The organism is Salibacterium qingdaonense (genome assembly GCF_900114715.1).
GTDB classification, from domain to species: domain Bacteria; phylum Bacillota; class Bacilli; order Bacillales; family Marinococcaceae; genus Salibacterium; species Salibacterium qingdaonense.
The window spans coordinates 225,302-250,270 of record NZ_FOTY01000001.1 but is presented as its reverse complement, the minus strand read 5'-3'; the positions used below and the strand labels follow the sequence as shown (position 1 = coordinate 250,270).

Genomic DNA, 24,969 nt, shown 5'->3' with positions numbered 1-24,969 from the left:
TTCTCCACCAATTCTTATGACAATTTATCATTTCCATCTTATCATCACGACCGTGAATTTCAATCGCAAACGTGCCGTAAAAAAAGAACGGCAGCAGCATATGATGATGCCGCTGTCGTTCTTTAAATCGGTGATTAATGAACATCGCCGTCTGCTTTTTCCTGCGTCTGCTCCTGAATATGGAAGGCCCGTACTTTCTGATCGGCTTCTTCACTCATTTCCTGGAGCTGCTCGGCGGTTTCTGCCACTCCCTGTAGCGCCTGCACTTGTTCATCGGTCGATGCACTGATTTCTTCGCTCGCCGATGCTGTCTGTTGAATGCTGGCATTGATGTTGTCCAGTTTCTCCGTGATGTTGTCTTTTTTCTCGTTCATGTTCACTGCATCACTGGAAATAGCGTTCATTGCCTCGGACATTTCTCTTGCAACACTTGTAAGCCGTTCAAATATCTCTTTTGTCTGGGATACAGCTTCCCGTTGATGATCGTTTGAGCTTTTCACATCGCTCATCGATGTGACAGCTTCCTGGGATTCTTGTTTAACGGAAGTAATCCGTTCTTTAATCCGACCTGTCATATCGTTTGTCTGTTCGGATAATTTCCGGACTTCTCCGGCAACCACCGCAAACCCTTTGCCGTGCTCCCCGGCTCTGGCTGCCTCAATGCTCGCATTTAAAGCAAGGAGGTTGGTCTGTTCAGAAATCTCTTCAATGCTTCCAATCACAGATTCAATACTCTGCACGTGTTCGGACAATTCCTGTACGGTGGAGCCGGCTTTATCCGTCTGTGCAGCGGCGGACTCTGAAGCTTGCTGCAGGGTCTCCATCTTTTCAAGACCGTCTTTGTGGTCAGTTTCCTGCTTTTTGCTTAATTCCCTGACCGATTCCACCCGATGTGTAATATTTTCGATCGATGCTGCAAGTTCCCCGGACGCCTGATTGGTTTCCTCGGTCTGTTCCGACATGGACGTTGCCGTTGCTGCCACATCCTGAATCGCTTTGTTAATGTCCTGACTCGAAGCGGTCGTTTCTTCGGATGTCGCACTCATCTGTTCAGACGACTCCCGCAGCTGGTACACCGTCTGCTGCATCGAGGTAAGAAGATCATTCATATCTTCGGTCATCTTATTGAATTGACGTCCCAGTACCCCGATTTCGTCATTGGAAGCAATCGATGTGTTCACCGTAAGATCTCCTTCACTGACACGCCCCATCTTTTCTTTCAATGTATTCAAGTGACGGGTCAAGCGTCCGGAAAACAGGAAAATCACAATGGATCCAAGTGCTGCTACGACGACAGTATAGAGGATCAACTGGGTTAAAAGCTTATTCAACGGTGCATACAATTCCGTTTCCGGTACCGCAAGAGATAACGTCCACCCCGTCGTAGGCAGGTTCTGCTGATAAACAAGATGTTCTTCGCCGTTGTAATCGAGCCTTTGAATCTCTTTTGTTTCGGTGGAGAATGCCCCGCCGAATTCTTCCTCGTCACTCACTCCTGCCGACATCACTTTGTCCCGGTTCGGATGTGCGATATACTGCCCGTTTTCATCGGTTAGAAAGGCAAAGCCGGAACCATTCATATCCGCCGAACCAATTTGATCCTGCAACGTGCTCAAATCGATGTCTGACGTGACGACACCTACTGTTTCCCCGGCATTATTCTGAAAAGGAACCGACGTCGTCAACATCGTAATGCCTGTTTCCCCGTCCGTGTACGGAGCCGTCCACACCGCTGCACCGTCGGAGTTCATTCCTGCTTTATACCATTCATAACTTGGATAATCATAATCAGGTTCTTCGTACATTTCGGTATACACTGCTTCGCCGTCTTCTTTATACACATATGGCCCGAAATACTCTGTATCTTCATTATAAGCATATGGTTCAAACCAAACGCCGGCCCCAAGCGTCTGCTCGTTATTCCAGATCATATTTTCAAGAATACCTGCTATCTCTTCTTTTTCCAGTGACGTTCCCTGACTGCTCAACAGAGCCGATAAATTGTCACCAATCCGTTGGTGCGCGACGAACCCTTTCTCGGTTGCTTCCGTCAATTCCGCACTGGTGGCAGTCATGTTATCCTCCAGTGCATTTTCAAGGTCACCTTTAGCGGTAAAATAGGATACCGCTGAAACAGCAGCCCCCGATATCAAAACCAGCGGGATAAAAATCGCAAGCATCTTTTTCCGCAGCGTCATGTGCCCCTTCATAACAATCCCCCATTTTTCATTGATACATAAGTCTTATTTCATTCAGATGCTATTCTATATGAAAACAAAAAATAAGCAAATAGTCATACCTTACAGCCAATAGAAATGATAGCGCTTCATCCCTCGTTATTATCGTTTAAAATATTTTTAACTTTTTTAAGTAAGAGGGGCAAAAGGGTACGAACAAAAAAGAGCCGGCATCTGAAATCAGACTGTCGTTGTTCCAGGCCGCAGCGGTTCCGTGGACACTAAACCGCCTGGCAGCATACATAGTGTACACGGAGGTAGTGTTTGGGGACATTAGGGTTCCCCGCGCTGACCCTTAGTGTCCATTGATTCCGGCCGGCACCCACTAATTTCTGATTTCAGCGGCGCAGTGTCCACAACACAATGATCCGTGGACACTACATCCTTATTTTTCGATGACAGTGTCCACCGCCGGATGAACAGCTGCTGACACAACCCCGCTGAAATATCTGATCCAGTTCTTCCGTCGCGTGTTTTATACTGCCCTGAAAGGTGTCCTGGTCTTTCGATGCTTTATCAAGCACCTGCTCCAGGTACTGTTTCGTTTCCTCCAGATGCTTTTTTCAAATTCCGTTGATTTCGACTCTGCCATCACCTGCCACTTTTTTTCTGATATAATGGGATGCGTAAGAAATGGTAAAGTGGTGAGAATCATGCTTGAAGATACAGGAGAACGTATTATCCCTAAAGAAATGAAGCCGGAAAACGGATTGCTGCTCGAACATTTGGCGCGGTATACATTCGCCCTTCCCTATGTAAAAGGCCGTGTCCTGGACATTGCAGCCGGGACCGGGTACGGCGCGCAGATGACAGCAAAAAAGAAGAAAAAAGAAATCAGTGAGATCGTCGGGGTGGATGTCGATCCAGAAACAATCCGTTACGCCAAGCAGCACTATTACCATCCGCTGCTTACCTTTCAGACCGCGGATGCCCTGGATCCAGACATGGAAGAAGAGCTTGGCACATTTGATACCATTCTGTCCTTTGAAACAATCGAACATGTCCCGGACGATCAAGTTTTTCTGCAAAACATTCTAAACCTGCTCCGTCCCGGCGGTACCCTTGTGCTTTCCACCCCGTTCGGACAGGGACGCGGGAAGCCGAGTCGTTCACCTTTTCACTACCACCAGATCACCGAAGAGGAGTTTCGTGACCTGTTTCAGGATTATCCCGCTACTTCATTTTACTATCAGCGGGGCGTCACAATTGAACCGAAGCGTGAAGGACTGCATTACCCGCTCGGTGTAGCGGTCTGCCAAAATGTCGACAAGCAGGACGATGCTGACATATTACAGGCTTTCGTCCAGCATAGCGCTGGCGGTCCTGAATACGTCATTAAATCCAGAGATAACGTCCTGCAGACCGTGGACCGGGATACTTTTTTGGCAGCGGTCCATAAACTGGAAACGAAAGGCACATAAGATCGTAATGCTTAAACATGTAAAATCCATCTTACATACATGTGCGATCATTGCATTATATGCCGCAGCGGGTTATCTTTTCTATCAAATGCTGGAAAAAGGCTGGTATCCCGGCGGATTCATTAAGGAAATAGAGAAAGACAAAGGAGTCACCTTCCAGAGAGAGTGGTTCGATTCCCGTACGCTGTATATACCAGAGAATGCTGCAGCTGAGACGGACCGTAAAGCTTTTGCAATGGATGGCAGTATGTCTCGTTATAAAACTTATATAGTAATAGCAGGATTGATGCTGTATCTAACGTGGAAAGCTTTATGGTCTACGATGAAATATAAGTGCAAGCGGGCTGTCATAGACCGGAATACGGAACTTTTGAAGGGTATTACAGCCTTTGCTGTTTTTGTCACATTCTCCGTTCTTGCCATTTATCAGTATACAGAAATTAATCAGCAGTGGCATACAGTCAAAGAGCTTGTTGAGGAAGAGAACACGGATATATGACGTGTTCTTCTGCATTGTTCCAGAATAAGATATGGCTGTCAGAAGGAGTGATACTACCATGGAATTATTCAAGCAATCTACCATGACGGAGCGGCTGAATGTGCTTAAAAGGCACGTCCAGCCTTTTAAGGAGAGAGCGGCACAGCATGACGAAGAGGCCTCTTTCCCCGTGGAAAATATAGAAACCCTGAAAAACATCGGATATACGGCTCTTACCGTCCCCGCCCGGTACGGAGGAAAAGAAATTTCTCTCCTGGAACTGGTGAAAGCGCAGGAAATCATCGGAAAATCCGATGGATCGACGGCGCTCTCCATCGGCTGGCATATGGGAATCGTCCAGAACCTTGGCGAACAGAAGAGCTGGCCGGAAGACGTATATGCTTCCTTCTGCCGGGAAGTGCTGGAAGACGGCGCGCTCCTGAACAATACCGCTACCGAACCCGCCACCGGCAGTCCAACCAGAGGCGGAAAGCCGGAAACCACTGCCGTACACGAGAACGGGCAGTGGAAGATCAGCGGCCGGAAAACCTTTGCGACGATGGCACCGGTGCTTGATTACTTTGTCGTCAGCGCCACCCTCGAAAAGGATGAAAGCGTCGCAAACTTTCTGATTCCAGGAAACAGCTCCGGTCTGGCCGTGGAGGAAACGTGGGACTCCATTGCCATGCGCGGCACCGGCAGCCACGACCTCGTGCTTGACCAGGTGCGGGTACCTGACAATCATCTTGTCACCTATTTAACGCCCGGAGATAAACCGGCGGCCGGCTGGCTCCTGCACATTCCGGCATGCTACGCAGGTATTGCCGAAGCAGCGAAAGACTACGCCGTGTCCTTTGCCAAAGAATACTCGCCAAACAGTATCGACGGTACGATTTCGGACCTGCCGAACGTGCGCCAGAAAATCGGGGAAATGGAACTGCTCTCTAAACAGAACAAACACTTTCTCTATAGCGTAGCATCCACATGGGATGAATCCTCTTACGCCGAGCGGCAGCTGATGAAACCAGAGCTTGGCGCCGTGAAATACAGCGTCGTGAATCAAGCGGTAAACATCGTCGATACCGCCATGCGGATTGCGGGTGCCCGGAGTCTTTCGCAGCAGAACCCACTGCAGCGGTACTACCGCGATGTCCGCGCCGGCCTTCACAATCCTCCGATGGACGATATGACCATTATGCAGCTTGCCTCCGAACTCATTAATAAAGAGGAAACCTGACTTCAAACGGGTTTCCTCTTTATTATAAAAGCTTCCAAATCATAATCACCCCGGCCAGAGCCAACCCCTGAAAAAAAGTGACAATAACATCTCTTGCGATGGAAGATGCGTTCCAGAAAACATTCACCACACGCGCGATTAGAAATCCGCACACAAATATCACAGCTGCCACCGCAGCAAACGTGTACATGTTATGCCCCTCCCATCGATTTGCTTATTTTAACGTTTATTTCCTCTTCCTTCTTTCATTTTACAGAAAAATAATGGATTTGTTCAGCCGTATTTGTGGAAAGATAACAGCAGCACTGATTTCACGAAGCAAGGAGGCTCATCGATGACAAACCTGAGATATCAACAGATAAACGGGCAGCCGGCGCAGACGCAGCCCTCCCAGCCCGGTATTGAATCACAGATGAATCCACTTCCTATCCAGCCGAAAGAATATACCGGGAGTGGCAAACTCTCCGGCAGAACCGCTCTTATCACTGGAGGCGACAGCGGTATCGGACGGGCGGTGGCTATGGTTTACGCCAAAGAAGGCGCCAACGTGTCCATCGTCTATTACAATGAACACGGCGACGCCAAAGAAACGAAACAGCTTGTGGAAGCAGAAGGCGTACAGTGTCTCTTGATTGCAGGAGATATCAAAGACGAAGCGTTCTGCAAAGACATCATTCAGCAGACCGTGGACACGTTCGGGACACTTGATATCGTCGTAAACAATGCAGCCGTGCAGTACGTGCGCCAGGATATCTCCGAGATCTCAACAGAACAGCTGGAAGAAACGTTTCAGACCAACTTTTTTTCCTATTTCCACGTTACGAAAGCGGCGGTTCCTTTTATGAAAGAAGGCAGTTCCATCATCAATACAACGTCTATTAACGCCTACCGCGGCCATCCGCAGCTCATTGATTATTCCGCTGCAAAAGGAGCGATTGTTTCTTTCACGAGAAGTCTTGCCGAACCGTTATCCCAGCTCGGGATTCGTATCAACATGGTCGCGCCCGGACCGGTTTGGACGCCTCTCATTCCGTCGACCTTCCCGGCCGATCAGGTCGCGCAGTTCGGGACGAACAGCCCGATGGGACGTCCCGGACAACCGTCGGAGCACGCGGGCATATATGTTTTTCTCGCTTCCGAGGAGTCTTCCTACATGACCGGGCAGGCCGTTCATATTAACGGCGGTGAATTTATTTCCTCGTGACGTTTTCAGCAGCAGAGGAAACCTTTGTGGTTAGAAAAACACCACCGATCACCACCAGGGCACCGAGAAACTGCACCAGTGTTACCGTTTCTTCCAGGAACAAAAGTGATCCCGCCATGACAAAAACCGGCAGGAGGTTTAAAAATACAGAGGCCTGGGACGGGCCCACCTCCTCCACCCCTTTATTCCATAAAACAAGAGCAATGAGAGAAGGAAAGATACCAAGGTATAACAGCCCCGCGATGCGGCCTGGTTGAAAGATATCCGGAAATCCGCCCGCATTCCATTCCAGAAAAGCAATCGGGAGCAGTACGATATTAGCAATCGCAAGCATGACAACAAGACTGCCGTACACCGGAAACTTCATCATATGAATTTTGACGAGAATGGAATAGATCGTCCACGCTGCCACCGCCGCGATCATAATCATATCTCCCGTATTAAAGTCCAGGCTGCGTATCACTCCCCACGATCCTTCCGTAATCACCCACACCGCTCCTCCGAGAGAAAGCACCACTCCCAGCCACTGTTTTTTATTCAGCCTTTCGTGTAGAAACAGCATGCTGCAAATGATTGTAACAACGGGAATCGACGCTTCCATAATGGCCACATTCGTCGTAGTCGTGAACTGAAGGGAAGCATAAATAAAGGAGTTAAAGAAAGCCACTCCTGTTAAGGCCAGTCCAAGTACAGCCTTCCACTCCTGCACAAATGTACGTTTATACCGTCTCACTTCCTTCCATCCAAGAGGTAGAATCACAAGAAACGCAATCGCTGTCCGAAAAAATGCAATCGTGTACGGCGGCAACTCATTGATTACTTTCCCTACAATGATATTGCCGGAAAAAATTATCGCTGTAAGGAGTAATAAAAGATATGCTTTCATAAATAAATGAGGACACCTTTCCTGCAATCAAATCTCTTTTATTATACTGGATTTTTTCCCTCTTTCGTAAGTCTATCGGTAAATGTTTAGAACTTTATGCCGAAATAAATAGTAACAAGTTTGTGTTAATTGCTTACATAAGGGGACGGATAAACGATGAAATTCGGACTGCCATTTGCAAAAAAAGAACAGGCCGCCACAGATGCACCGGACATTCAGGGTTACCAGCTGAACCTAAGCGGTCATGAAGATCTGCAGCAACAGGCTCACTTAATATCGCTGACCGAAAAGGACCTTCGCATCATTAAATCACTGGAGCCCATCGTGAACGATCACATCTCAGAAATCACGGATGAATTCTACGCGGCAGTGACCGCCCAGCCAGGTCTTCTTTCCATTATAAAGGAACACAGCAGTGTCGAACGGCTTAAGAGAACATTCAACCAGCATATTAAAGAAATGTTCTCCGGACGCATCGATGATGATTTCCTGGACAAACGCCGCCGGATCGCTTACGCACACGTACAGGTCGGACTGCAGACAAAGTGGTATATGGGAGCTTTTGAAACATTATATGTTTCTCTCCTCGATGCGTTTGAACAACAAATCGAAAACCGCACCGATCTGTTCGAGGCTGTCAAAGCCGTAAGTAAACTCGTCAGCATGGAACAACAGATTGTGCTCGATGAGTATGAGAAAGAATTTTGGCGGATGAGCGAAAAGCACGCCGAAACAGAGCGGGAACTCTCAAGGCATGTACGTTCTACGGCCGACGAACTGGCCGGGCTGTCCGGACGTACCAGTGATGCCGTTAAAAAGCTGAACGAGCAGGCCTCAGATGCGATGGGAATGGCGCAGGAAGGAAGAAGGCTGGCTGATGAGTCCCAGCAGCGTTCCGACACCGGGAAGGAACAGCTGCAGTCGCTGCATGCAGACATGAATGATGTGAGCAGCAGTGTCACCAACATATCCGGGCACGTAGAAAAATTAAACGGCATTTCCAGCCAGATGAATGAAGTGATTGAACTCGTTGATAAAGTATCCGAACAGACGAATCTCCTCGCCCTGAACGCTTCCATTGAAGCTACACGCGCCGGGGAACACGGAAAAGGATTCTCTGTTGTGGCCGGTGAAATACGTAAACTTTCATCCCAGACCAAGTCATCGACCTCACGAATCGCGGAATTAATTGAAAATACGAAAGAACAAAGTGCAAAAGTCACAAGTGCCGTGGATAGTATCGTGGAACTTGTGGACAGAGGTGTGGACAGTCTCTCCACAACAGACGAGCATTTCAATGAAATTCAGCAGGCCATGCATCAAACGAAAGATCAAAACGATAATATAGAAAAAGAGCTAGAGAAATTAACAGCTTCCGTGAAAGATATTGACGAAGCATCGAGTGAAGCTGCTTCGGCTTCCAGTCATTTGAAAGAATCCACACAGCGTTTCACCAACGTGTAAATATCTTTTTCATCATATGCCCCGCGCCCAGGCATATGATTTGTTTTTTTATCAGTTTAGGTATAAACTGATAAGGGAATCAGATAGTCAGAAGGAGGGAATGATGATGAACGATAAAGAAACATCTTCTCTGCCTTCACGGCATGAAGAACGACTGGGTCTTTTGCTGTGGTTCCGGCTGTCCCGGTTTTATAACCAAAGTCTCCGCCGCTCCAACGCCCACCTGAAAGAATGGGGTGTGACGATAACGCAGTTCGACGTGCTCGTCCAAATCGGCACGCATGAGCCGTTAACCCAGAATGAGCTCGCCGAAAAACTTTTCGTCACAAAAGGGAACATGACCCAGGTTCTCGGGCGGATGGAAGAACTCGGCTGGATACACCGGGACCAGGAATGGAGAAAAAAAGTACTGACGTTGACAAGTTCGGGATGGGAACTGTTCCACCTCGTCGTCCCGCGTCAGGAGCAGTTTCAGGCGTCCCAGTTTCAGGGATTGAACAAAGAAGAACAAAAACAGCTGCTTGATCTTCTACGCAAGCTTCAGCAGTACAATGAACATATGGAGGGATAACGTATGAATCTCAAAGGTATTCACCATTTGTCGGCCATTACCGCCGATGCCAAAAGCAATCTTGATTTTTACACAAATGTTCTCGGCATGCGCCTTGTGAAAAAAACCGTCAATCAGGATGATACGTCCGTTTATCATTTATTTTACGGGGATGAGCGCGGCAACCCTGGCACGGAATTAACGTTTTTCGAGATCCCGATGGCCGCACCAAACAAACCAGGGGCGAGCAGTATTTCCGCTACTTCCCTGCGTGTTCCAAACGATGAATCCCTGCAGTTCTGGAAACAGCGTCTGGATGAAAAAGGCGTGTCTCATGAAGAAATCAAGGAACGCGGCGGGCGGAATACGATGGCCTTTCATGATTTTGAAGGACAGCGTCTCATCTTCGCATCAGATGAACACAACGACGGCGTGTCCGGCGGAACTCCGTGGGAACGCGCACCGATTCCGCAGGAGCACGGCATCACCGGACTCGGCCCGATTAAATTGACCGTCCGCAAAGCCGAACCCACCTCCCACGTATTGACCGACGTGATGGGCTTCCGCCGCAAAAGCAGCTATCCTTCCACGGAATCAGGAAATCCGGATATTGTCGTTTACGAAACCGGCGAGGGCGGAAGCGGTGCCGAAATCCATATCGAAGAACGTCCCGATCTCCCGTTTGAACGGCAGGGCCGCGGCGGCGTCCACCACGTCGCCTTCCGCGCCGCCGACATGGACGAACTGAATCAATGGATTGAGCATATCAGCAGCGTCGGCCTGCCGAACTCCGGGTTTGTGGAACGGTACTATTTCCGCTCCCTGTATTTCCGCGAACCAAACGGCATCCTGTTTGAGATCGCCACCGACGGCCCCGGTTTTGACGGCGATGAAGACCTGGAGCACCTCGGCGAATCTCTCGCGCTGCCGCCGTATCTCGAACCACAGCGCGATGAAATCGAAGCCAAATTAAACCCGCTCGATTATAAACCGGGCGTCTAAGGAGGATTTTGTCATGAAGCATATTTTCCGGGAAGGAAAACCGGGCGCCCCGGTGCTGCTGCTTCTGCACGGCACCGGCGGCACAGAAGAAGACCTGCTTGAGGTTGCCAAATTGATTGATGACGACGCATCGGTGCTCAGCGTGCGCGGCAATGTCTCTGAAAACGGCATGTCCCGCTTTTTCCGCCGGCTTGCCGAAGGGGTGTTTGACGAAGAAGACCTGATTCACCGCACCAGAGAGTTGTATGATTTCATCGACGAAAGTGCGGAGCAGTACGGCTTTGACCGAAGCAATGTCATCGCTGTCGGCTACTCAAACGGTGCCAACATCGCCGCCAGCCTCATGTTCCATTATGAAGGGGCGCTGAAAGGTGCCCTCCTTCATCACCCGATGGTGCCGCGTAAAGGAGTGGAACTGCCTTCCCTGAATGAGCAGCATGTCTTCATCGGCGCAGGGGCCAACGACCCGATCTGCCCGGCCCAGGAAACCGAAGAACTCTCACGCCTGCTCGAGCAGGCCGGCGCGCACGTCCACATTCAGTGGGAACACAACGGCCACCAGCTGACCATCGACGAAGTCCAGGGCGCCGCCGCTTATTACGAACAACATTTGAAATAAAGAATGACGAAAGAGCTGCGTTATTGGTACGCAGCTCTTTTATTACCCAGTAGAAAACACAGAAAGGTACAGTGCAGCCCCCATGGTTACGTTTTGATGACTTTTATGCCCTGTAAACGTCGTTATGAAATGAGCCCGGTTACGTTTTAGGGGGCTTCAGGTGTTATAAACTGTCTTATGAACAGTTTATGGTCACGTTTTTGCGGCCGTTTACATTTTTTCCGGCCGCATACATGGCAGTCGTGTCATGCAAGGTATCATCCTGCCATAGAGCGGCCGTTGTTCTCGCACCATTTTTCCAGCGCTTCAGCAGCTTCCACGGTATCCTCCGGTTTAAACTGCACCGTTAATGGACCATTGTCCCTTCGTATATCGATTTCCAGGGTCTGCTCATCTTTCCACGACAGCCCTCTCACCAAATGACTCCATACCTCAAGGGGGCCTACTTTGATCCACGATTCGTGAAATTCCATCTTGGTCCAGGATAACGAGGTACGATCAGCTAAAACCCCGTACCCATATAACAAACCAGCAACAATCAAAAATATGGAAAGTACCATCCAATTTCTTAAAAAAATGTGCATGAAGCCTCCCATGATCGCAACCAGAACCGCGAACGTCTTAGAATCCGTCGCACTTCCCATATCTTTGACTTCAAAACGCGCAATCACCATGCTTTTATCTTTAAGAATCTCTTTCCACTGGAATATCAGATGCAGGGTCGCCCACATCCAGTACTGTCGAAGAATAGGAATGAAGACTAACAATTGTACTCCGATTGGAATTAAAACACCAATATTCCATGTTACTAAAAACAGTAAGGCTTCCAGAGGAATGATGGCATAAACCATCGCCTGATAGAGCCTTTTCAAGACGGGATACGGTTTATATTTCCCTTTAAAAGAAATAGGAGGTTTCGGGTTGTCAGGATCTATCCGGGTCTTTTCAAAATGCCATTCCAGCAGATGGTTCCAATCCCCGGCAAAATGATCGTTAAGAGAAGAAAGAGACGATGCGGTAGTGTATACATAGTTTTTTTCCAGAAAAATAGTATATGCATACTTTTGTTCAGTGGATTTTTCTTCCTTTTCTAGTTGTATACCAAAGTTTTCGGCGGTTATGGAATCAATGGTAAATAGTTGTATAATCCAAGGCTGGTATGCTTCCTGCAGTTCTTTCCACAGCTCTAAAATTTGAGCAGCGTTGGGTTCGGACAAATATCCTTCCGATTCTGTTGTCCGTACAACGTTTCTTAACTCATAAAGAAACGCCAGAATGTCCTGTTCGCACATCGTCTTATTTCGAAACAACGTTATATACTTCAGTATCTCTTCCGTATCATCCTCATGACCCCTCTCTTTCAACTGCTCGGCGATCCATCGAATCAATTGTTCCAGGGCATCTGAATCCGGATGCAGCTGTTCCCGTTCTTCCAACAACGGAATGAGGCTGTCCGATAATGTTCTCGCCCACTCCCACATCGTGTAGATTTCATGAATAGGCTTTGCTGTTTCTTTATCCACCATCGTTGCCTCGTCATCCAGGACCATCCACTGCATAAAATGATCTTCTTCAGGAATCCCCACCTGACCTACGAGATAAAAATACCTCCCGTCCTTCTCGATGGGAAACGTCCGATAGATGGGGAATTCAGGCAGAGCATGAGGTTTGTAGGATTTTTTCTGCGCTTTGGTCAGCTTTTTTGTCAGATGGACCTTTTTCATCGATTCCAGCCTCCAATTTATGGTTCTGTCATCCACGGTTCCAGCTTCTGCATAATCTCCTCTTCTTCCGCTTTTTCAAAGTCATAATACTCCATTAACGATGCAAGGGCATTACTCATCTGTTCGTTACTTTTTTCTATCTTTGCAGAATAATTTTCTTCCAGCTCTGTACTCAGATTATCATTGTACATAGCCTCATATTCCCCTTCTAATGGCTCATACGCCCGCCGCATCGCTTCAAACCCTTGTACAAAACTATTTCTTATTTCCTTGGCATCTTCTGTCTGAATGTCCAATTCATTTAGGGTTGTTATTTGGTTGTTCAAACCTTCCATCACCTGTGGATATTGATGTTCAATCTGTGCGGCGTTCACGGTCTGCACCGCCATAAATTCATCATATGTCTGCCAGAATTCTTCATTTAACGCCTGGCTTCTCACTTCTTCCGCTTCTTCGGCAGGGTTGTTCCCGCATGCGGCCATAAGAAGAAAGAGTATCGTTAGAAATATCAAGCTGTGTGTTTTCATGTTTGCCTTTCCCTTCTTCAATCTGAAGATTGTTAATTTTCACGGTTAAAAATTTTATCGCAATGGCGGTAGAAAAGAGAAAGGAAGCGGCTCCCTTTCTCTTTTCAATCCCATTTTATGTACAGCCACCCGCTGTTTTGTTGTCCCACTCCAGTGAATGGTAACGGGAAATGTCTTCTTTTTTGTGTGATTGATTAGAATGGTTATCATGCCCTTGAATTTTACTTATGCTTCCATCTTTTTCACACTTACTATTTTTAGCATAATCTCCAAAAAACCTAAAGTTTCCTTCTAATCTTGCTTTTAGGAACATAGTTGTACATCAAACCCTATGACATACTTCATACTAAAAAATGACTACATGCTTATTAGTTACTTGTTCCCAAACTCTCTTCTCATCGTCTTAGCACTCTAATTCCATACAAATGGAGTTTTTCCTGAAATTCCAGTTACTAATGATTTATATGCATTGCTGTGAATGCTAAACTATTTCTTCCATATCCTTCTTTTGAATCATTTTACTGTTAAGCGCTTTCAAAACGAATAAAAGAAGAGCTGCGTCTCCATAACGCAGCTTCCTTTTATTATATATATCATCCCCTGATTACGTTTGGACCACCGGCGATCACCCTGAACTGTCTTATGAACGGTTTATTGTTACGTTTGCGCTCCCCTTCAGCCTTTTTCCGGCCGCATGACCCCGGCACGACCGTCCTCATAACTGCACGCACAAAAAAAGCCTGACTTCATGTCAGGCGGTGGCGAGTACGTCGTGGTAGGCTTCGTTGTCTTTCAATTGTTTTTCCGCATATGGGCATTCCGGGATAATCTTCTTGTTCTCCGCCCTTGCTTTATCCACCACACTGGCGACAAGCTCTTTGCCAATCCCCTGCTCCCGCAGGTCTTCCGACACTCCGGTGTGATCAATGACAATGTTGCTGTTGTTGTCGTGATAATACGTAATGACCGCGGCCTCTTTCCCGTCTTTTTCGATAAAAAATTTATTTTCTCCGATTTGGATATCACTCATAGCAGGCAGGCCACCTTTCTTTATTTATCTAAAAAATTCCCTGCGGACGCTTTCTTTAAACATTTCTCCTTTTTGAGCCGATGTTTCATATTGTATGGAGAAAAAAATGGCGATACTATGAGAAAAGCATCAAAAAAAGGAGTCGTTATGTTTACATTCGAAGAAGCCGTATACAAAGACATTCTGCATATCGATGACCTCCGCATTCACAAAGGGAGCATGACAGCTCTGATCGGAGAAAGCGGCACGGGAAAATCGACGATGCTGAAATTGATGAATCATCTCGTGTCCGCTGATAAAGGCGTCATCCGCTTTCAAGGGACACCGGTACAAGACTGGGAGGCCGTAGAACTGCGGAGGGAAGCGGCAATGCTCTCCCAGCACCCTGTCCTGTTCGGGGATACAGTAAAGGAAAACTTGGAATCCGGTTGCCGTTTCGCCGGCAGGCCCCTCCCTTCCGAAGAGCAGATGACACATTCTATCCAGCAGTATGATCTCCAAAAAGAACTCGATGACGACGCCGGGACATTATCAGGCGGGGAACAGCAACGGCTCGCGCTCGCCAGACTCACCCTGCTTGATCCGCCGGTCTGCCTGCTCGATGAGCCGACGTCCGCACTCGATGAAGGGCTCGAGCATGAAGTGATGGAAGCCTTTATAAAGCACGCACGGAAGAAGCAGAAAACGGTGGTATTTGTCACCCACTCCCGCAGCATTGCCGATGCGTATGCAGACGAGACGATGGATATCACGCCGTTTTCGTACAAGGGGAGAAAGATAAATGAATAACAACATTATTGATTTAACCATCTGGCAGCTGGCCGCCGCCTATGTCTTTATCCTTATGCTGCTTGTCATTGTGAAAATAAGAAACATCCCGCGCAGCAAAGAAATTCTCATTTCCAGCCTGCGCATGACGATCCAGCTGCTCCTTGTCGGCTACATTCTCATCTATCTGTTTGATAACCCTCATCCATTGTGGACGGCACTGGTTGTGCTGCTCATGATTACGTTTGCAGTATGGAACATTTTCCGCCGCGTGCGGAGCGGTCTGGATAAAAAAATGAAACAGATCATCGCTGTTTCCATGGCCGCCGGGACCTTGTCCAGCCTGATCTATTTCAATGTTATCGTCATTCAGTTTTCTCCGTGGTATGAACCGCGGTATTTCATCCCTATCGCCGGTATGATTATCGGGAATTCCATGACAGGTGTCACACTCGGTGTCCAGACATTAACCGAAGGCATGAAGGACCAGCGCCACCGCGTCGAAAGCGCGTTAATGCTCGGAGCCACGCCCAAAGAAGCAAGCCGGAAGATTGTGAATCAGTCATTTGACAATGCCATACTTCCGACAATCAACAACATGGTCGGAACCGGGATTGTATTTCTTCCCGGCATGATGACCGGTCAGATTCTAGCAGGAGTGAACCCGGTTACCGCCATTGAATATCAGATCGCGATTCTCCTCGGGGTTACCGGGGCCGTCTCCTTAACGGTCATCCTGTTCGTCCAGAACGCATACAAAGTGTTTTTCAATGAGAAAAGTCAGCTTCGCGGCTGAGTGTTCTGCAGCTGATCCTGCTCCTGCCTGACAAACCACCACTTAATCAAAGGCAGGGCCAGAAACAAAATGAAAAGAATACGAAACAGTTGATAGCCGCTTATCATGGCAAGGTCCGCACCGACACCGCTCCCGGTAACAGTCATTTCGGCAAGACCTCCGGGGGCGGTGCTTAAAAACGCGGTTGCCATATTCATCTGCGTGACGTTCGTAAGAAAAACGGACATGCCAAGCGACAGCAGCACGAGAGTCAGGCTGCACAGAAACGTAAATACGCCGATCCATTTCGAGCGCTTAATAAGCCCGGGATCCATCTGCAGCCCAAAATGTGTACCGAGCAGAAGCTGTGCTGTCACCGTCAGAAACGATGGAAGGTCGGCGGCAGTCCCGAAGAAAATATTGATAACCGCCACCGTAAATAGCGGTCCGGTCAAAAAGGCGACAGGAAACCCTGTTTTACTGATAACATACGCTGCTGCCCCGCAGATGAGAAGCACCGCAATATGCGAAAAAGACAGCCATGGAAGGAAAGGCGTATAGACCGAAGAAGCCGATCCGCCGTCTGTCAGAGCTGCCTGGTGAACAACCAGAAAAGGTACGGTGAATATAACCGTGATAATACGAATCATCTGCATAAAGAGCACTTTCGTAGCATCCACCTGCTGTACTTCTTCACTCAGAGCCGCCACCTGCGACAACCCTCCGGGAATGCTGCCGAATATAATATCCGCCCACTTCATTCCCATCTTCTTGAATACCAGGCTTCCTATTAAAATACTGACAGCAATCGTGAGTAAGGTTACGAGCGCAACCAAGTGAAGCTGCTTTCCGATTTGGATCAATGTGCTCGTTGTAACCGACACACCAATCATATATCCGACAAATAACAGTCCGATATTTTTTCCCTGCGCCGGCCAGCGCAGGCTTCGTCCTGTACACCCCCGCCATAAAATAAGCCCGGACATCGGACCGAGCACCCAGGGCAGAGGAAGATGCAGAACCTGAAAAAGAAAACCTGCAGCGAGAGCCATTATCATTGTTTCACCGAAAGGAAACAGGGAACGGACAGTTTTTTTCATGGTCTCTTCATCTCTTTTCTACCGTATCATCTATTACACTACAGATTAGCATATAGACGACCTGTCTATCAATTTCCCCGCATACCGGAACTCCCGCTTTCTTTCTATCTTTTTCTTCTCATCAGCCATAGAAAATAAGGAGCCCCGATAATAGCGACAACGGCTCCCGATGGTATCTCATTCGGAGCAAGTAACGTCCGGCTCAGAGTATCTGCCGCAAGCAGCAGTAATCCGCCGATGAGAATGCTCACAGGAAGCAGTTTCTGATGGGACGGACCAATCAGCAGGCGTGCAGCGTGCGGCGCAATCAAGCCGATAAAGCCGATGGAACCGACCGCCGCAACACTGAACGCAGCCAGCACAGCAGCAGCAAGTGCCATCTGAAATCTGGTACGGGTAACCTTTAATCCAAGTCCTGCCGCTGTATCGTCTCCAAGGGCCAGCGTATCCAGTACGCGGATACGCAGAAGCAGAAACGGAATAACAAAAAGGAGCGGCCAGATCAGATAGGCGGTGATCTCAGACCAGCCTTTGGCATACGTTGTTCCGGACAACCAGGTTAAAGCAGACGTCACGGTGACATCAGCCTGCACGACCAGTATCTGGATCACTGCAGAACCAAAAGCCGATACCCCGATTCCAAGCAGTGCCAAGGTGGCGGGCTGAAATCCTGCGCGGACAGCCAGGAGCATCACAATGCAAAAGAACAAAATGGCTCCGGCCATTGCGCCTGCCGGAACCCATATTCCTGTTCCGCCGAACACATACATGGCGGTCAACGCTCCATCTCCTCCACCAGAGGTGATACCGATAACAGACGGGTCCGCAAGAGGATTGCGCAGCACACCCTGAAATACCAGGCCGCTCGCTGCCAGAATCATTCCTGCTAAAAAGGAGAGGAGAGCCCGGGAAAGCCGGAAATCAATAATTAAATTTTTCATGAACTCATTGGACGACCCAGACACCGCCTGGAAAAAGGCGATGGGCTCGAAACCGTAGTTTCCTGAGGCAAGACTGATGAACCCCATTATGATAATAAGTCCGGTCAATACAGGCAGGAGAACAGTTAATGGAAGTTCTCTTGTCGGGCGCCCCGCCATAACGGATGAATTCTGTTCTCCGGCCCGGCCCTGCTGCATCCGAAGCACAAGCCAGATCAGCCACGGCGCTCCAATCAAGGCACTGATGGCACCTACCGGAAGCTCGGAAAAGGATGGATCAATGACTCTTGCTGCAATGTCAGCGGCCAGAAGTACATTGCCGCCCCATATAAAAGAAGCAGTCGTTATGGAGAAATGCTTTCGGTACCCGAGCCGTTTGATGATATGCGGAGCAATCAAACCGACAAAACCAATAGGACCAACAACACTTACCATTACAGACGTCAGCATTACCGCTGCGACGACAGAGATGAATTTCACGAGGTGGACGTTCTGACCCAGGCCGGCAGCTACATCGTCTCCGAGCTTCAACGTATCAAGCTGCGATGACATAATCAGAACGATCCCTAAACTAACAGCAACGAATGGCACCGCAAACTGAACGCCGCTCCAGTCATTCTGAACGAGCGTACCGGACCCCCACAAAAACAGACCCGCCGTTTCCTGTTCATAAAAGATTTGAAGGACATTGGTCATCGACGAACATAACAACGTCACAATCATACCGGCCAGCACCATTCGAACCGGTGTCGCTTTCCTGCCGCCTGATAACATATAAACGACGAGAAACGTACCAAGACCCCCAAGAAAAGCCGTAAAAAGGGAATTCCCGGATAAGGCAGCAGGGAGAAACACTGTACCTGCCACAACCGCAAAATATGTACCGGAATGAATGCCGAGTGTACTGGCCGAAGCGAGTGGATTTTTCGTAACGGTCTGCAGAACAACACCCGATACAGCAAGCGCGCCTCCGGCAAGAATCCCCATCACCGCTCTTGGCATGCGGAGGATACGCACCGTGTGATGGGCGAGAATGTCCTGCGGATTCGTGAGGGCTTCCACCACTAACGAAACAGGGATAGACACGTCTCCCTGATTAATATGAACAAAAGTCAAAACGAACAAAAGAGCGGTTCCACCTCCAAAAGTGAGAACCGCAAGCATCGTATGCTGCCGTGGTGTTTTGTTTTTCATAGAATCACTCTTCCACCAAAGAATCCACAATCTCTTTTGTTAATGCTCTGGCAGAGGATACGCCGCCGATCACAGGGGTATCTCCCGGGAGAAAGTACGTGTTTCCTTCCTGCACGAAACTCAGATTCTCCCAGACCGGATTGCCCTGCAGCTGATTTTCGAAGATATTGTCATCTTCCTGAACAAAAGCAAGAAACTGTACATCTTCTTCCTGAAAATTCTGGAGCGGTTCCACGCCCCCTTCGGTATACCCGTACTGCATATGTTCATCAGCTTCGTAGACATTTTCAAGACCAAGCTTACTCATGACCTGCGCCGGATACGAATTATCGGTATACAGCCGCAGCGTCGGCGAATTCTGGGAACTGAATGTCATGGAAGACACGTACCGGGCCCCATCCAGTCCGGCATCAACAAGACGCTGTTTCTGCTCTTCATAGAATTGATCCAGCTCTTCCAGTGCCTGATCGGCTTCCTGTTCTTTATCTGTCACTTTGGCAATCGTTCGGAACTGATCCATCAGCGCCTTGTAGAGGTTCTGGGAATTTTCTTCGTTGTACGGCGCAAACGTAATGACCGGCGCAATTTCTTTGAGGCGGTCAATCGTCTGTTCGTGCCTGAACTGAGCGGCAATAATCAGATCCGGATTGAGCCGCGAAATGGCTTCCAGATTCGGCTCCGCGCGTGTGCCCACGTCCTCTACGCTGCCGGCCAGCTCCTTCCCGGTATTCATCCAGTCTTTATATCCTTCCACATTCGGCACTCCGGCGGGCTGAATGCCAAGAGAGAGCAGCTGCTCCGCATTATACCATTCCAGGGCCACCACATTCTCCGGCGTTCCTTCTATCGTCTGCTCTCCATTTGCATCTTCTATCGTCACACTTCGGGTATCACCGCTTTCTCCGCTGCTCTCTGACCCTGATCCTGCTTCATCACTGCCTTCCCCGCAGGCGGCAAGAAGCATCATGCCAGCCATCACCAAACCTGCCATCCATCTTTTCATATGTATCTCACCCTTACTGTATATATTTATCACTGTTCAATTGATAAAGATTATCAATATCAATACTTATTTTCTATGAAAATGACACGGTTGTCAATCTACCTTTTCAGATTTTTTCTCCAATTTTAATTGTTAATCTTTGTTTCATCGTTTATAATGATTGATGAAAAAATGTTTACTAATTAATGAAATTTATTTCAATGCGTGGTGATGAAGATTGAACGCTGCTGTTGTTAATATGAGTGTATTACCCAGTTCTTTTCTGCACTTCTTTGCCGGACAGCTTTGTGAGTCCGGTTCTACATGGAATATGGTTCTGCCCGGCCGTTTTAAAGCGGAATGGCACCCATTTGACCCCGAGCGGTTTGCCCGGAGCGCCCCATTCTCACCCATGCAGCTGAAACAGTGGGAAGTAGCGGAGACACTGCAGGCACATGCGGACATGGTACTGCTTCTGACCGACCCACTGACATCGGAAGAGGAATTGCAGCAGTTCTTAAAAGAGATTGGACAGCCGGTCTTTATGCTGCCGGTCTCCATTTTTTATCCGATTATCCGTGAGTCGGAATCTATCGGGTATGATACCGCGCTCAATGAAATCGTACAGTACGCTCTCCGTGTTTCCGACACTGCCGATTCCATGAAATACGACAATCCGAGGCTGTTTTTTCTTCAGCTTCCCGACGGTGCGTCTCTTCATTTGACAGAAGATACCGCGCTGTGCACCGGGGGATTGAAACTGAATAGCGCCGATGAACAATCGATGCAGCACTTCACACGGGAGCTGGAACATCATTACCAAAGCGGGCACACTTTTGCTCTCGCCGCTGTGGAGGAATCAGTCGACCTTGCTGAAGTACAGAAGCGTCTGCCTCAAAACCGGTCCCCTCATGTCAATGTTGTAACCGTTGACAGCGCTCAGTGTCTCGGACCGAAGTTTACGGCAAAAGACAGACTCTTGATGGTCCGCGCCGCCCGGAAGGCAGATGAATGGAGACGTTCTTCCCTGAAGGCGTCCCATCAGGTGGAATGGTTTCACATCACCGCATAAAACATGCCTGAAGCATAATAGAAGGAGGACATAACTTTGTCACATTTTACAGAAGAAGATAAACTGGCCGTACAGACGATTCGGACGCTTTCCATGGACGCAGTGGAAAATGCACAGTCCGGCCATCCCGGAATGCCGATGGGTGCCGCTCCAATGGCGTACACGCTGTGGAGCAGATTCTTTAAGACCGATCCCGGTAACCCGGACTGGATCAACCGCGACCGTTTCGTCCTATCCGCAGGTCACGGATCGATGCTTTTATACAGTCTCCTGCATTTAAGCGGGTATGATATCAGCCTGGACGATTTAAAAGAGTTCAGAAGCTGGGGAAGTAAAACCCCGGGACACCCGGAATCTGCTGATACACCGGGAGTGGACGCCACCACCGGTCCGCTCGGTCAGGGAGTTGCGATGGCGGTCGGTATGGCCATGGCCGAACGAAAGCTTGCATCCTTGTACAATGACGACAAAACAGAGCTGATTGATCATTATACCTATGCCATCTGCGGCGACGGGGATTTAATGGAAGGTGTCAGTGCCGAAGCTGCTTCTCTCGCCGGTCATCTGCAGCTTGGCAAAATGATTCTTCTTTATGATTCCAACGATATTTCCCTCGACGGCGACCTGAACCGTTCTTTTTCAGAGAACCCGGCGAAGCGTTTTGAAGCATATGGCTGGCACGTACAGTATATCGAGGATGGAGAAGATATGGAGGCTGTCGAAAAAGCCATTAAAGAGGCCCAGTCCGTAACGGATAAACCGTCCTTTATTGAAGTCAAGACGGTCATCGGTTTCGGCGCGCCGAATAAAAGCGGCAGTGCCGCATCCCACGGAGCCGCTCTTGGCGAAGATGAAGTGAAACTGGCGAAAGAAGCTTACGGCTGGCCGTTTGAGGAACCTTTCTTCGTTCCGGACCAAGTGTACAGCCGTTTTCACGACATGATCAAAAAACCCGGCAAAGCCCAGCATGAAAAGTGGCAGACCCTTGTTGAACAGTATGAAAAGAACGATCCGGAAAAAGGTGCTCAGTTTAAAAGAGCTGTAAATGGTGAGCTGCCACCTGAATGGGACGCCACGCTTCCGGTTTATCAGGAAGACGATAAACCAAAAGCAAGTCGTGCTGTATCAGGTGAGGTTATTCAGGAGATTGCGCGCAATGTGCCTGAGTTCTTCGGCGGCTCTGCTGACCTCGGCGGCTCCAATAAAACGCATATCAATGATACCGAAGATTTCGGGCCTCCTGATTACACCGGAAAAAACGTGTGGTTCGGAGTACGCGAATTCGCCATGGCAGCAGCATTGAACGGTATTGCTCTGCACGGTGGACTGACGGCGTTTGCTGGAACCTTCTTCGTCTTTTCCGATTACCTCCGTCCGGCCATCCGGATGGCTTCCATCATGGAACTGCCGGTTAATTATGTGTTCACCCATGACAGCATAGCTGTCGGCGAAGACGGTCCGACGCATGAGCCGATCGAACAACTTCCTTCGATGCGTGCTATTCCAGGAATTTCGGTCATCCGTCCCGCTGACGGAAATGAAACCCGGGCGGCGTGGAAACAAGCATTGGAAACCAAAGACCATCCGACAGCTCTCGTATTGACGAGACAAAACCTGCCTGTGCTGCCCGGAACGGCAGAGAAAGCCGAAGAAGGCGTGAGACGCGGGGCTTATGTCGTCAGTGATTCAAACAAAGATCCCGATGCACTGCTTCTGGCGAGCGGTTCGGAAGTGTCGCTGGCGGTTGAAGCTCAGAAACTTCTCGAACAGGAGAATATTGCTGTTCGTGTCGTCAGCATGCCGAGCTGGGATAAATTTGATCAGCAGGATTCATCCTACCGCCGTCAAGTTATCCCTCCTGAGGTGAAAGCCCGGCTGGCAGTCGAAATGGCTTCCCCGTTCGGTTGGGAACGCTACACCGGAGAAGAAGGTGCTGCCTTTGGCATCGAAACATTCGGTGCTTCCGCTGCAGGACCGGAAGTCGTCAAACAGTACGGATTCACCCCGGAAAACGTAGCTTCCAAATTAAAAGCACTGCTTTAACACATGACATGATCCGGAAGAGGTGCTCTCTTCCGGATTTCTATATATTTTTCGTTTCACTTTTATTAAAATGAAAGATGCAGTCAGGTACGCAGGGGGAAGAAAAATGGATCAGCTTTCAAAAATGATCGATGCCGCGCGCATGTATTATGAATATGACTACAGCCAGCAGGAGATTGCCAAAAAACTGGAGATGTCACGTCCGACTGTTTCGAGGATATTAAAAAAAGCCAAACAGGAAGGCATTGTAGAGGTCACCATTCACGATCCGTCCGAACAAATTGAACAGCAGTCTTCTGCTCTGCGGGATCGGTTCGGATTGAAAGAAGTTATTATTGTTCATGTAGATGAGAAAGAATATACATTGAAAGAAAAACTCGGGGAAGCAGCCGCATCGTTTCTCGACAGTCACGTACAAAACGATGACATTCTGGCGGCCTCCTGGGGAACAACAATGTATGAGACCGCGAAACATATGCAGACACGTCCCCTTCCCAATCTCGAAATTGTACAGTTGAACGGCGGTGCCAGCCATTCCGGAAACCAGACCTATGCAACAGAAATTATTCATTTGCTCGGCAGCGCCTTTCAGACCGATAACTGGCTTCTGCCGCTTCCTGCTATTGTTGATCATGTTTCTGTTAAACATGCGATCGAAACAGACCGCCACATTCAACGTGTTCTCCAAAAAGGAAAAACCGCCCAAAAGGCAATTTTCAGCGTAGGAGCACCGACCATTGATTCTGTGTTGATGCAGACCGATTACTTCACGCAGGATGAACTGGTGAAACTTGATAACGAAGCAGCAGGAGAAATATGCTCCCGCTTTTTTGATGATTACGGCCACATCTGCCACGAAGAATTAAATGAGCGCACCATCGGCATTGAACTTCACGAGTTAAAAAAGAAAGAGTTCTCCATTCTCGTTGCCGGGGGTCAGATGAAATACCGGGCCGTACGGGGAGCACTCCGGGGAGGATACGCCAATACACTGATTACAGACCAGAAAACAGCCGGCCGGCTCTTAAAAGACTAAAGCCGGCTCTTTTTTTACCCTTTTATCCATAACTCTATAAAATTTTAATTTTTTTTGACGTCATTGTGTCTTTTTTGTGAATCATTTGTTACAATAAAGTTAACAATTAACTGAAAGCGTTTTATATAATATTCGGAATGAGGTGTTGTTCATGGATGTATTGATATTGTTTATGCTCGTTGCGACACTAGCCCCTCTTTACTTTGCCAAACGTAACCTAAAGGTAGTCGCCATCATACAGTTCGCATTGATGCTCGGTATGTGGGACTACTTCTTCAGCCACTTCACATCTATTACCGTACTGAATGCACCGACATCCATCTTTGCATTCTACGCCAGTCTTCTGCTTGCAGATGCTGCTGTCATCATGTTTCTCATCCGCTCCATTAAAGAAGTGCAGAAAAAAGACTGGATCCACTCCTTCCGGTCCAGCACGAGAAATGGCGGGTACAAAAGGTCTGCCAAGTGGAGAAAGAGTCTCGGGTAACCTATATTGAAATAAACAATCCGAACGATTTGGGGGCATCATAACCGACCCATCGTTCGGATTTTTTGTATTAAAAGCATACATCCTCTGCTTTATAACAAAACAAAACGCTCCCGGCAGTCATGTGAGACAACCGGAAGCGTTTTGCTGCGTATCAGATACCGCCCGCCTTTTGGGGGGCGGTTCTTTTTT

General features: G+C 48.5%; 23 protein-coding genes. 14 read left to right on the top strand and 9 right to left on the bottom strand.

Annotated elements, in window-relative coordinates:
• Window positions 1–134 precede the first annotated feature (134 nt).
• On the bottom strand, window positions 135–2,210 hold the full coding sequence (locus BM058_RS01120; RefSeq protein ID WP_090925190.1) for a methyl-accepting chemotaxis protein: 2,076 nt from the start codon (window positions 2,208–2,210) through the stop codon (window positions 135–137).
• Window positions 2,211–2,890: 680 nt separating this feature from the next.
• Here BM058_RS01120 and BM058_RS01115 point away from each other — a divergent pair.
• From BM058_RS01115 to BM058_RS01105, 3 genes are read left to right on the top strand one after another with little or no spacing between them, the layout of a single operon-like run.
• Window positions 2,891–3,658: a class I SAM-dependent methyltransferase gene (locus BM058_RS01115; RefSeq protein ID WP_090925189.1), complete on the top strand. Its 768-nt coding sequence runs from the start codon at window positions 2,891–2,893 to the stop codon at window positions 3,656–3,658.
• Window positions 3,659–3,665: 7 nt separating this feature from the next.
• Complete coding sequence (locus tag BM058_RS01110) at window positions 3,666–4,157, top strand: hypothetical protein (protein ID WP_090925188.1); 492 nt, start codon at window positions 3,666–3,668, stop codon at window positions 4,155–4,157.
• A 58-nt stretch (window positions 4,158–4,215) separates the two neighbouring features.
• Window positions 4,216–5,373 (top strand): acyl-CoA dehydrogenase family protein, encoded by a 1,158-nt coding sequence (locus BM058_RS01105; RefSeq protein WP_090925187.1) that lies wholly within the window; start codon window positions 4,216–4,218, stop codon window positions 5,371–5,373.
• A gap of 22 nt (window positions 5,374–5,395) precedes the next feature.
• Here BM058_RS01105 and BM058_RS18085 read toward each other — a convergent pair whose 3' ends face one another.
• On the bottom strand, window positions 5,396–5,563 hold the full coding sequence (locus BM058_RS18085) for a hypothetical protein (protein WP_177195375.1): 168 nt from the start codon (window positions 5,561–5,563) through the stop codon (window positions 5,396–5,398).
• Between the two features lie 144 nt (window positions 5,564–5,707).
• On the opposite strand from BM058_RS18085, the gene BM058_RS01100 reads away from it, so the two are divergent.
• Window positions 5,708–6,577, top strand: a complete 870-nt coding sequence (locus tag BM058_RS01100) for an SDR family oxidoreductase (protein ID WP_090925186.1) — start codon at window positions 5,708–5,710, stop codon at window positions 6,575–6,577.
• Here the strand turns inward: BM058_RS01100 and BM058_RS01095 are convergent.
• Window positions 6,564–7,463: a DMT family transporter gene (locus BM058_RS01095; protein WP_090925185.1), complete on the bottom strand. Its 900-nt coding sequence runs from the start codon at window positions 7,461–7,463 to the stop codon at window positions 6,564–6,566. The genes BM058_RS01100 and BM058_RS01095 overlap by 14 nt on opposite strands.
• A gap of 156 nt (window positions 7,464–7,619) precedes the next feature.
• On the opposite strand from BM058_RS01095, the gene BM058_RS01090 reads away from it, so the two are divergent.
• The 4 genes from BM058_RS01090 to BM058_RS01075 all read left to right on the top strand — a co-directional run bounded on the left by BM058_RS01090 (window position 7,620) and on the right by BM058_RS01075 (window position 11,098).
• Complete coding sequence (locus tag BM058_RS01090; protein ID WP_090925184.1) at window positions 7,620–8,927, top strand: globin-coupled sensor protein; 1,308 nt, start codon at window positions 7,620–7,622, stop codon at window positions 8,925–8,927.
• A 106-nt stretch (window positions 8,928–9,033) separates the two neighbouring features.
• Window positions 9,034–9,498, top strand: a complete 465-nt coding sequence (locus BM058_RS01085; protein ID WP_090925183.1) for a MarR family winged helix-turn-helix transcriptional regulator — start codon at window positions 9,034–9,036, stop codon at window positions 9,496–9,498.
• Between the two features lie 3 nt (window positions 9,499–9,501).
• The gene (locus BM058_RS01080; protein WP_090925182.1) at window positions 9,502–10,479 is read left to right on the top strand and encodes a ring-cleaving dioxygenase; all 978 of its coding nucleotides are present in this window, start codon (window positions 9,502–9,504) and stop codon (window positions 10,477–10,479) included.
• Between the two features lie 13 nt (window positions 10,480–10,492).
• Window positions 10,493–11,098 (top strand): alpha/beta hydrolase, encoded by a 606-nt coding sequence (locus BM058_RS01075; RefSeq protein WP_090925181.1) that lies wholly within the window; start codon window positions 10,493–10,495, stop codon window positions 11,096–11,098.
• Between the two features lie 257 nt (window positions 11,099–11,355).
• On the opposite strand, the gene BM058_RS01070 is transcribed toward BM058_RS01075, so the two are convergent.
• From BM058_RS01070 to BM058_RS01060, 3 genes are all read right to left on the bottom strand, one after another.
• The gene (locus tag BM058_RS01070) at window positions 11,356–12,822 is read right to left on the bottom strand and encodes a hypothetical protein (protein WP_090925180.1); all 1,467 of its coding nucleotides are present in this window, start codon (window positions 12,820–12,822) and stop codon (window positions 11,356–11,358) included.
• A 17-nt stretch (window positions 12,823–12,839) separates the two neighbouring features.
• Window positions 12,840–13,349, bottom strand: coding sequence for a hypothetical protein (locus tag BM058_RS01065; protein WP_090925179.1), 510 nt, complete (start codon window positions 13,347–13,349; stop codon window positions 12,840–12,842).
• A gap of 751 nt (window positions 13,350–14,100) precedes the next feature.
• Window positions 14,101–14,379, bottom strand: a complete 279-nt coding sequence (locus BM058_RS01060) for a GNAT family N-acetyltransferase (RefSeq protein WP_090925178.1) — start codon at window positions 14,377–14,379, stop codon at window positions 14,101–14,103.
• 147 nt (window positions 14,380–14,526) lie between these two features.
• Between BM058_RS01060 and BM058_RS01055 the strand changes: the two genes are divergently transcribed.
• On the top strand, window positions 14,527–15,168 hold the full coding sequence (locus BM058_RS01055; protein ID WP_090925281.1) for an ABC transporter ATP-binding protein: 642 nt from the start codon (window positions 14,527–14,529) through the stop codon (window positions 15,166–15,168).
• Window positions 15,161–15,943 carry an ABC transporter permease gene (locus BM058_RS01050; RefSeq protein WP_090925177.1) on the top strand — a complete coding sequence of 261 codons (783 nt, stop codon included), beginning with the start codon at window positions 15,161–15,163 and terminating at the stop codon, window positions 15,941–15,943. The genes BM058_RS01055 and BM058_RS01050 overlap by 8 nt, the downstream gene beginning before the upstream one ends.
• On the opposite strand, the gene BM058_RS01045 is transcribed toward BM058_RS01050, so the two are convergent.
• From BM058_RS01045 to BM058_RS01035, 3 genes are all read right to left on the bottom strand, one after another.
• On the bottom strand, window positions 15,928–17,022 hold the full coding sequence (locus BM058_RS01045; protein ID WP_090925176.1) for an AbrB family transcriptional regulator: 1,095 nt from the start codon (window positions 17,020–17,022) through the stop codon (window positions 15,928–15,930). The genes BM058_RS01050 and BM058_RS01045 overlap by 16 nt on opposite strands.
• Window positions 17,023–17,126: 104 nt before the next feature.
• The gene (locus tag BM058_RS01040) at window positions 17,127–19,157 is read right to left on the bottom strand and encodes an iron ABC transporter permease (protein WP_090925175.1); all 2,031 of its coding nucleotides are present in this window, start codon (window positions 19,155–19,157) and stop codon (window positions 17,127–17,129) included.
• A 4-nt stretch (window positions 19,158–19,161) separates the two neighbouring features.
• A complete protein-coding gene (locus BM058_RS01035; protein WP_090925174.1) occupies window positions 19,162–20,160 on the bottom strand; it encodes an ABC transporter substrate-binding protein in 999 nt (332 codons plus the stop codon).
• Between the two features lie 238 nt (window positions 20,161–20,398).
• Here BM058_RS01035 and BM058_RS01030 point away from each other — a divergent pair, with 238 nt between their 5' ends.
• The 4 genes from BM058_RS01030 (at window position 20,399) to BM058_RS01015 (ending at window position 24,777) form a co-directional block, all read left to right on the top strand.
• Window positions 20,399–21,211 (top strand): 6-phosphofructokinase, encoded by an 813-nt coding sequence (locus BM058_RS01030; RefSeq protein ID WP_143082960.1) that lies wholly within the window; start codon window positions 20,399–20,401, stop codon window positions 21,209–21,211.
• Between the two features lie 36 nt (window positions 21,212–21,247).
• Window positions 21,248–23,254 carry a transketolase gene (tkt, locus tag BM058_RS01025; protein ID WP_090925172.1) on the top strand — a complete coding sequence of 669 codons (2,007 nt, stop codon included), beginning with the start codon at window positions 21,248–21,250 and terminating at the stop codon, window positions 23,252–23,254.
• A 106-nt stretch (window positions 23,255–23,360) separates the two neighbouring features.
• Complete coding sequence (locus tag BM058_RS01020) at window positions 23,361–24,290, top strand: sugar-binding transcriptional regulator (RefSeq protein ID WP_090925171.1); 930 nt, start codon at window positions 23,361–23,363, stop codon at window positions 24,288–24,290.
• Window positions 24,291–24,441: 151 nt separating this feature from the next.
• Window positions 24,442–24,777 carry a hypothetical protein gene (locus BM058_RS01015; protein WP_090925170.1) on the top strand — a complete coding sequence of 112 codons (336 nt, stop codon included), beginning with the start codon at window positions 24,442–24,444 and terminating at the stop codon, window positions 24,775–24,777.
• The last annotated feature ends 192 nt before the right edge of the window (window positions 24,778–24,969 follow it).